The organism is Paractinoplanes deccanensis, assembly GCF_016862115.1.
Taxonomy (GTDB): Bacteria; Actinomycetota; Actinomycetes; order Mycobacteriales; family Micromonosporaceae; genus Actinoplanes; species Actinoplanes deccanensis.
On sequence record NZ_BOMI01000117.1, the window covers coordinates 97,071 to 103,193 of the forward strand.

A 6,123-nucleotide genomic window follows, 5' to 3' on the forward strand; every position below is an offset into this window, starting at 1 on the left:
GGCTCCGCGAGGAAGCGGGCGCCGAGTGACTCCACGAAAATGCTCCTTCAGGAACTCGCGGACACGTGGTTGCCGTCGTCGTCCGTGCGGGCCGTCACGCGGGCGCCGATCGGCTCGCCCTCGGTGAGCAGGTCGAGCAGGTCGTCGCCGTGGGCGAGGAAGCGCCGGCCGTCCGCCGCCAGGCGGCCGATGACGATGCCCTTGCGGTCGCCGCCGCGGCTGTGCTTGACGGTGTAGGTCTCGATGATCGCGGGGCCGTCGGGGGAGGGCGCCACGCCGGGTGCGGGGCGGGCGTCCAGCTCGGCCTGGAGCTTGACGCTGTCGTCGGGGCGCCACGTCACCGGCCTGGTCGTGTAGACGCCGGTGGAGTACTTGCTCATCATGCCGCCGTTGGCGCCGACGAAGCCGTAGCTGCCTGGCTCGGCGCGGACCCGCTCGGCCGTGGTGGCGATCGCGTGCATCGAGTAGTTGTTGCCGGCGCCGCCGAAGAAGGGCAGGCCGCCGGTCACGGTCAGCCCGCGCGGGTCGGCGGGCGACAGGCCGAACGCGTCGGTGACGGCGAAGACCGGGGCCGGGAAGCAGCTGTACAGGTCGAGGGTGGCGAGCCCGGCCATGTCGATGCCGGCCAGGTCGAGGGCGTGCCGGGTGGCGGCCACGGCGGCGGGCGAGGCCGACAGGTCGGCGCGGTCGAGCAGGTCGCGCTCGCGCAGGTCGGCGTGGCCCGCCACAAAGACCCACTTCTGTTTCGGTACGCCGAGACGGCGCGCCGCCGCGAGCGACATCATCAGCAGCGCGGCACCCTGGTTCACCTTGTCGCGGGCCACGAGATACCGGGTGTACGGGTCGGCGATCGGCCGGTTCGCCGCGGTGACGGTGACCAGCTCGGCGGCGCTGCGCTCGACCGGGGCGGCGGCGTGCGGATGGCGGGCCGCCACGCGGGTGAAGGGCGCGAAGAGCTCGCCCATGGCGGCGGCGTACGCCGAGCGGGACAGGCCGAGGCGCGCGCGGCGGGCGTTCTCGAAGAGCGCGTAGTACGCGGGAGTGTCCGTCAGCCCGTACGGGAAATGCTCCGGGGTGATGATGCCGTCGAGGCCGAACCCGCGGTCCTCCAGCGACCCGGGCGCGTGCTCGGTGAAGTCGGGCGGGTTGTCCGAGGCGGCCAGCCGCTCGATGGTGGAGATGGCCTCGGCGCCGGTCAGCAGCACCACGCGCGCGTCGCCGGCGGCGATCGTCGCGGCGAACTCGTTGACCAGGTGCTGCGGGCCCTGGCCGCCGCCGACCTCCAGCACGGCGCGGTACGGGGCGGCGCCGATGCGGCCGGCCACCGAGCGCGGGAAGTTGTCGGAGCGGCCGAGCGGCGCCTGCGAGAACGGCAGCGAGTTCTCGAACTGCCGTACCGCCGCGATGGTGTCGATCTCGGCGGGGGAGACCGCGGCGTCGTCCAGCGCCTCGCGCGCGGCGTCCGCGGCCAGCTCCACCGGTGACCGGCCGCGATAGCCCGGCTCGCCGGGGCGCTCCGAGACCTGGCCCACTCCGACGAGGACGGGCGTGCTGTCAGGAAGCGGCAAGGAGACCTCCCAGCTCGGCGATGCGGCGCTCGCAGTCGGCGGCCATCCGCCGGGTGATCTCCCCGGCCGGGCGGATGTCGCGGAACGAGCCGACGACCTGTCCCACGAAGAACGACTCGAGCTTCAGCGCGCCCTCGTGGCCGGCCTGCGCGGCGGCGTCGATGTGCTGCCACGCCTCCTCGACGAGCATCAGCTGCAGGGGCAGCGGCAACGGCTCGGGGCTGCCGGGCGCGTCCCATTCGTCGTGCCAGGCGGTGCGCAGCTGACGAGCGGGCTTGCCGGTACGGGTGGGTGAGCGCACGGTGTCGCCGCTGGTGGCCGCCAGGAACTTGTCCTTGATGGCCTGCACGGCGACGTCCTCGGCGCTGGACAGCCACACCGAGCCGCACCAGACGCCCGCGGCGCCCAGCGCGAGCGCCGCCGCCATCTGCCGGCCGTCCGCGATGCCGCCCGCGGCGAGCACCGGCCGGTCGCCGGCGATGTCGACGATCTCGGGGGTGAGGACCATGGTGGCGATCGTGCCCGTGTGCCCGCCGGCCTCGGTGCCCTGCGCGACCAGCACGTCCACGCCGGCCTCGATCTGCCGTTCGGCGTGCTGCGCCTTGCCCACCAGCGAGGCCACCACGACGCCCGCCTCCTTGGCCCGGGTGACCAGGTCGGGCGGCGGCGTGCCGAGCGCGTTCGCGATCAGCGCGATCGGGTGCCGGAACGCGACGTCGAGCAGCGCGGGCGCCCCGGCCGGCGTGATCGCCGCGGCCACCTCGCTGTGGTCGACGACCTGGGGTGAAACGGGAATGTCGTATTTGTCGAGCAAGCTGTGGACAAACGCGATGTGGCTCGGCGGGATCTGCGCCCGCAGGCTTTCCACCAGCCGGGAGGGATCACCGGCGACGAACTTCGACGGCACGAGCAGGTCCACACCGTACGGCTTGCCCTCGACCTGCTCCTCGATCCACGTCAGCTGGGCGTCCAGCTCGGCGGGGGAGTAGGCCGAGGCGGCGAGCACCCCGAAACCACCGGCGTTGGTGACCGCCGCGACCACCGCCGGCGACCGGTTGAAGCCGACGATCGGGTGCTCGACGCCGAGCAGGTCCGTCAGGGCCGTACGCATGCGGTCTCCCCTTCAGTCGAACTGTCGCAGGATCTCGGTGAGGGTGTCGCGGCTGTCCCCGATCGTGTCGCTCGACCAGCGCTCCGTCAGCACCAGCGTCGCGTCGCCGTGCAAGGCGAGCTCGGCGTGCAGCGGCCTCGTCGACCACCCGGGCCGGGGCGGAGCACGAGCGCTGCCGGCGCGCCTGCCCGCCGCGCACCGCCGCCAGGGTGATCAGCGCGTCCATGACGCCGGCGAAGTCGGGCCAGGGCAGCACGGTGCGGTTGCCGAAGTCGACGACCTCGCGCTGCAGCGCCAGACCGGCCTGGCCGAGCTGCGGCACGAGGACGCCGGCGGGGCGGTCGTCGGCGGGGTGGTGCACGGGCGGCAGCGCGCGCATCGCGGTGATGCGCTCGCCCGGGGCCGGGTGGGTGTCCCAGCGTGACGTCTCGGTGTCCGGCACCACGCGCACCGAGACCTGGTCGGCCTCGAGCTCCTGCCGCCGGCGACCAGGCCGAGCAGCCGTGCGTCCTCGGTGACCGCCGCGTTGCCCTCGGGGATCGGCCGGATCTCGTCGGGCGCGCGGGTGCCCGCGGCGGTGGCCATGGCGCCCGCCAGCCGCCACAGGTCCGGCGCCTGCTGGGGCGTGACGAGCACGCCCTCCGGGTCGCCGGGCCTGGCGAACAGCGCCTTGCCGATCCCGAGCACCACGGCGCCGACGCCGATGATCACCAGCCGGCTCAGCTTGGCGGCGCCGTAGCCGCGCAGGTGGCCCCAGATCTCGTAGAGCAGAAGGCCGGCCACCGCGAGCTGCACCAGGCCGAGCACAGAGAACCCGGCCGGCATGGCGACCGACACGGCCGCGCGCAGCGCAGTGGACACGATCGATCTTCCTCCCCGGAAAAGTGGAAGGAAGATACACCGCTCAGCGCACCACCGTCACCGGGCATTTGGCGTACGACGCGACGTGCTGGCTGACCGACCCGAGCACCAGGCCGGCGAAGCCGCCGTGGCCGCGGTGGCCGACGACGAGCAGATCGGCGCCGGCCGACTCGTCGATGAGCACCTTCGCGGGGCGGCCCTGCTTCACGTGCGGCCGCACCAGGATCGGCGGCTCGTCGCCGAGCTCTTCCTTGATCACCTGGACGAGGTCGTCGGACGTGCGCTGGGTCGGCTCGGGCACGTACCGCTCCGACACGCTGACGCTGCCGGCGGGCGGCAGCAGGGTGTGCTCCCAGACGTTGACCACCACCAGGTCGGCCCCGTGGTCGGCGGCCTCGGCGGCGGCCCACGCCAGCGCCTTGCGGCTGGCGGGTGATCCGTCGACGCCGACGACGACGGTCTTCCATGCGCTCATCACGGTCACCTCCGAGGTCATTACATGGCCGTACGCGGTGGAGGGTCAACGGCGGCGGTCGGTTCGAACTCCTGCCGAACGCATCGACACTCCGAGTTGCGACCCCTCTACACCCGGTTTAGCTTCGGCGAATAAGTGTGACTTGGATCACGGTCGAAGGGGTGGAGCCCATGACCACCACGACATCGGACACCGTCGCGACGCAACCCCCGTCCTCGGAGCGACGGCCCCTGATGACGGGCACGGCCCTGCTGATGATGAACCTCGGGTTCTTCGGCGTTCAGTTCAGCTTCGGGCTCACCCAGTCGGCGGTGAACCCGCTCTTCCTGCTCATCGGGGCGGACCCCGAGCAGCTGCCCATCCTCAACCTTGCCGGCCCGGTCACCGGCCTGATCATCCAGCCGCTCATCGGCGCGATCAGCGACCGCACGTGGCATCCGCGCTGGGGCCGGCGACGGCCGTTCATCGTGTCCGGCGCGATCCTCTGCGCGATCATCCTGTTCCTCTTCCCGTTCGTGGGCGTGCTGTGGCTCGGCGTGATCTGCTTCTGGCTGCTCGACGCCGGCAACAACACCTCGATGGAGCCGTACCGGGCCTTCATCTCCGACCGGCTGCCGAAATCACAGCTGGCGCGCGGCTTCCTGACCCAGAGCATGTTCACCGGCGCGGGCGCGGTGCTCGCCAACGTGTCGCTGTTCGCGCTGCAGAAGGTCGAGCCGTTGCAGGGTACGGCGGGCAACGGGGTGCCGTACTGGATGTTCGCGTGCTTCATGATCGGCACGTTCTGCATCCTGCTGACCGTGCTGACGGCCATGGCCCGGACGAAGGAGCTCAAGCCCACGGACGAGGAGATCGCCGAGATGCGGGCCGCCCCGAAGGGTGTGGGCCCTGCGGTCCGGGAGATCGCCGACGCCGTACGCGCCATGCCCGTCGCCATGCACAAGATCGGCGTGGTCTTCGCGTTCCAGTGGTACGCCATGTTCATCTACTGGCAGTTCCTCGCCGTCAGCCTGGGCGAGACCGTGTTCGGCTCGAGCCCGGAGACGGGCGGTCAGGCGTGGGACGACGCGATCGCGTGGAGCGGCCTGGCGAACGGCGCCTACAACTTCGTCACCATGATCTCCGCGCTGTTCCTGGTCGGCTTCGCCCAGCGGATCGGCGCGAAGCGGGTGCACGCGATCGCGCTCGGCCTCGCGGCCCTGTCGCTCGTCTGGCTCGCGCGCATCGACAACCAGTGGCTCACGCTCGTCCCGATGATCGGCGTCGGCATCTTCTGGGCCAGCGCGGTCGGCGTGCCCTACCTGATGGTCGCCAGCATGGTCCCGGCCAAGCGCACCGGCGTCTACATGGGCATCCTCAACATGATGATCGTCGTCCCGATGCTGGTGCAGACGGTCACCTTCGGCTGGATCTACGAGCACCTGCTCGACAGCAGCGGCGCCAACGCCATCACCCTCGCCGGCGCCCTGCTCGGCCTGGGCGCGATCGCCATGCTGTGGGTCAACCCGCCGGACGAGCAGGACGAGTCCCCGATCGTGCCGCTGGGCGGCAAGCGCAGCATCACTGTCTATGACCGCGTGGTCGTCGGCTCCGACGGCACACCCACCAGCCTGTACGCGGTGGACCGCGCGGCCGAGGTCGCCCAGGCCGCGCAGGCCCGGCTGATCGTCGTCACCGCGTACCGCACCGGCGCTGCCTCGGCGCAGCCGGCCGAGGGCGTCCACCGAGACCTGTACGGCATGGACACCGCCCGCGAGGCCCTGGACAAATCGGTCACCGGCCTGACCCGCGAACGCGCCCGCTACATCGAACAGCGCCTCGTCGAGGGCGACCCGGCCCAGGCCCTGCTCGACACGGTCGGCAACAACCCCGCCAACCTGATCGTCGTCGGCAACCGCGGCCTCGGCGCCTCCCACGGCGCCCTGCTCGGCTCGGTCCCCGCCGGCGTGGTCCGCAACGCGGTCTGCGACGTCCTGGTGGTGCAGACATCGGCCCTGGACGAGGAGCGGGTGATGGGGGAGGAGACCTTCGAGCCGCGGCCGGCGGACCGCGAGCCCGACGCTCAGTGACTCGCCATCGATCGGGCGTCCTCAGGGACGCCCGATCAA

At 72.1% G+C, this 6,123-nt stretch carries 5 protein-coding genes; 1 reads left to right on the forward strand and 4 read right to left on the reverse strand.

Going from position 1 to position 6,123, the window contains the following annotated elements:
* Positions 1 to 47 precede the first annotated feature (47 nt).
* The 4 genes from Ade02nite_RS29940 to Ade02nite_RS29955 all read right to left on the reverse strand — a co-directional run bounded on the left by Ade02nite_RS29940 (position 48) and on the right by Ade02nite_RS29955 (position 4,015).
* The gene (locus Ade02nite_RS29940) at positions 48 to 1,568 is read right to left on the reverse strand and encodes an acetyl-CoA acetyltransferase (RefSeq protein WP_203771212.1); all 1,521 of its coding nucleotides are present in this window, start codon (positions 1,566 to 1,568) and stop codon (positions 48 to 50) included.
* On the reverse strand, positions 1,555 to 2,679 hold the full coding sequence (locus Ade02nite_RS29945) for an NAD(P)H-dependent flavin oxidoreductase (protein ID WP_203771214.1): 1,125 nt from the start codon (positions 2,677 to 2,679) through the stop codon (positions 1,555 to 1,557). Before Ade02nite_RS29945 ends, Ade02nite_RS29940 begins: the two co-directional genes overlap by 14 nt.
* A 213-nt stretch (positions 2,680 to 2,892) precedes the next feature.
* Positions 2,893 to 3,540 (reverse strand): M48 family metalloprotease, encoded by a 648-nt coding sequence (locus Ade02nite_RS29950; protein ID WP_203771215.1) that lies wholly within the window; start codon positions 3,538 to 3,540, stop codon positions 2,893 to 2,895.
* A gap of 43 nt (positions 3,541 to 3,583) precedes the next feature.
* The gene (locus Ade02nite_RS29955; protein WP_203771217.1) at positions 3,584 to 4,015 is read right to left on the reverse strand and encodes a universal stress protein; all 432 of its coding nucleotides are present in this window, start codon (positions 4,013 to 4,015) and stop codon (positions 3,584 to 3,586) included.
* A 170-nt stretch (positions 4,016 to 4,185) separates the two neighbouring features.
* Between Ade02nite_RS29955 and Ade02nite_RS29960 the strand changes: the two genes are divergently transcribed.
* Complete coding sequence (locus tag Ade02nite_RS29960; protein WP_203771219.1) at positions 4,186 to 6,084, forward strand: MFS transporter; 1,899 nt, start codon at positions 4,186 to 4,188, stop codon at positions 6,082 to 6,084.
* The last annotated feature ends 39 nt before the right edge of the window (positions 6,085 to 6,123 follow it).

What these genes read in the sequence shown, in the direction of transcription:
- Ade02nite_RS29960 (WP_203771219.1), top strand. Translation starts at nt 4,186, where the DNA reads ATGACCACCACGACATCGGACACCGTCGCGACGCAACCCCCGTCCTCG.
- Ade02nite_RS29945 (WP_203771214.1), bottom strand. Translation starts at nt 2,679, where the DNA reads ATGCGTACGGCCCTGACGGACCTGCTCGGCGTCGAGCACCCGATCGTC.
- Ade02nite_RS29955 (WP_203771217.1), bottom strand. Translation starts at nt 4,015, where the DNA reads ATGAGCGCATGGAAGACCGTCGTCGTCGGCGTCGACGGATCACCCGCC.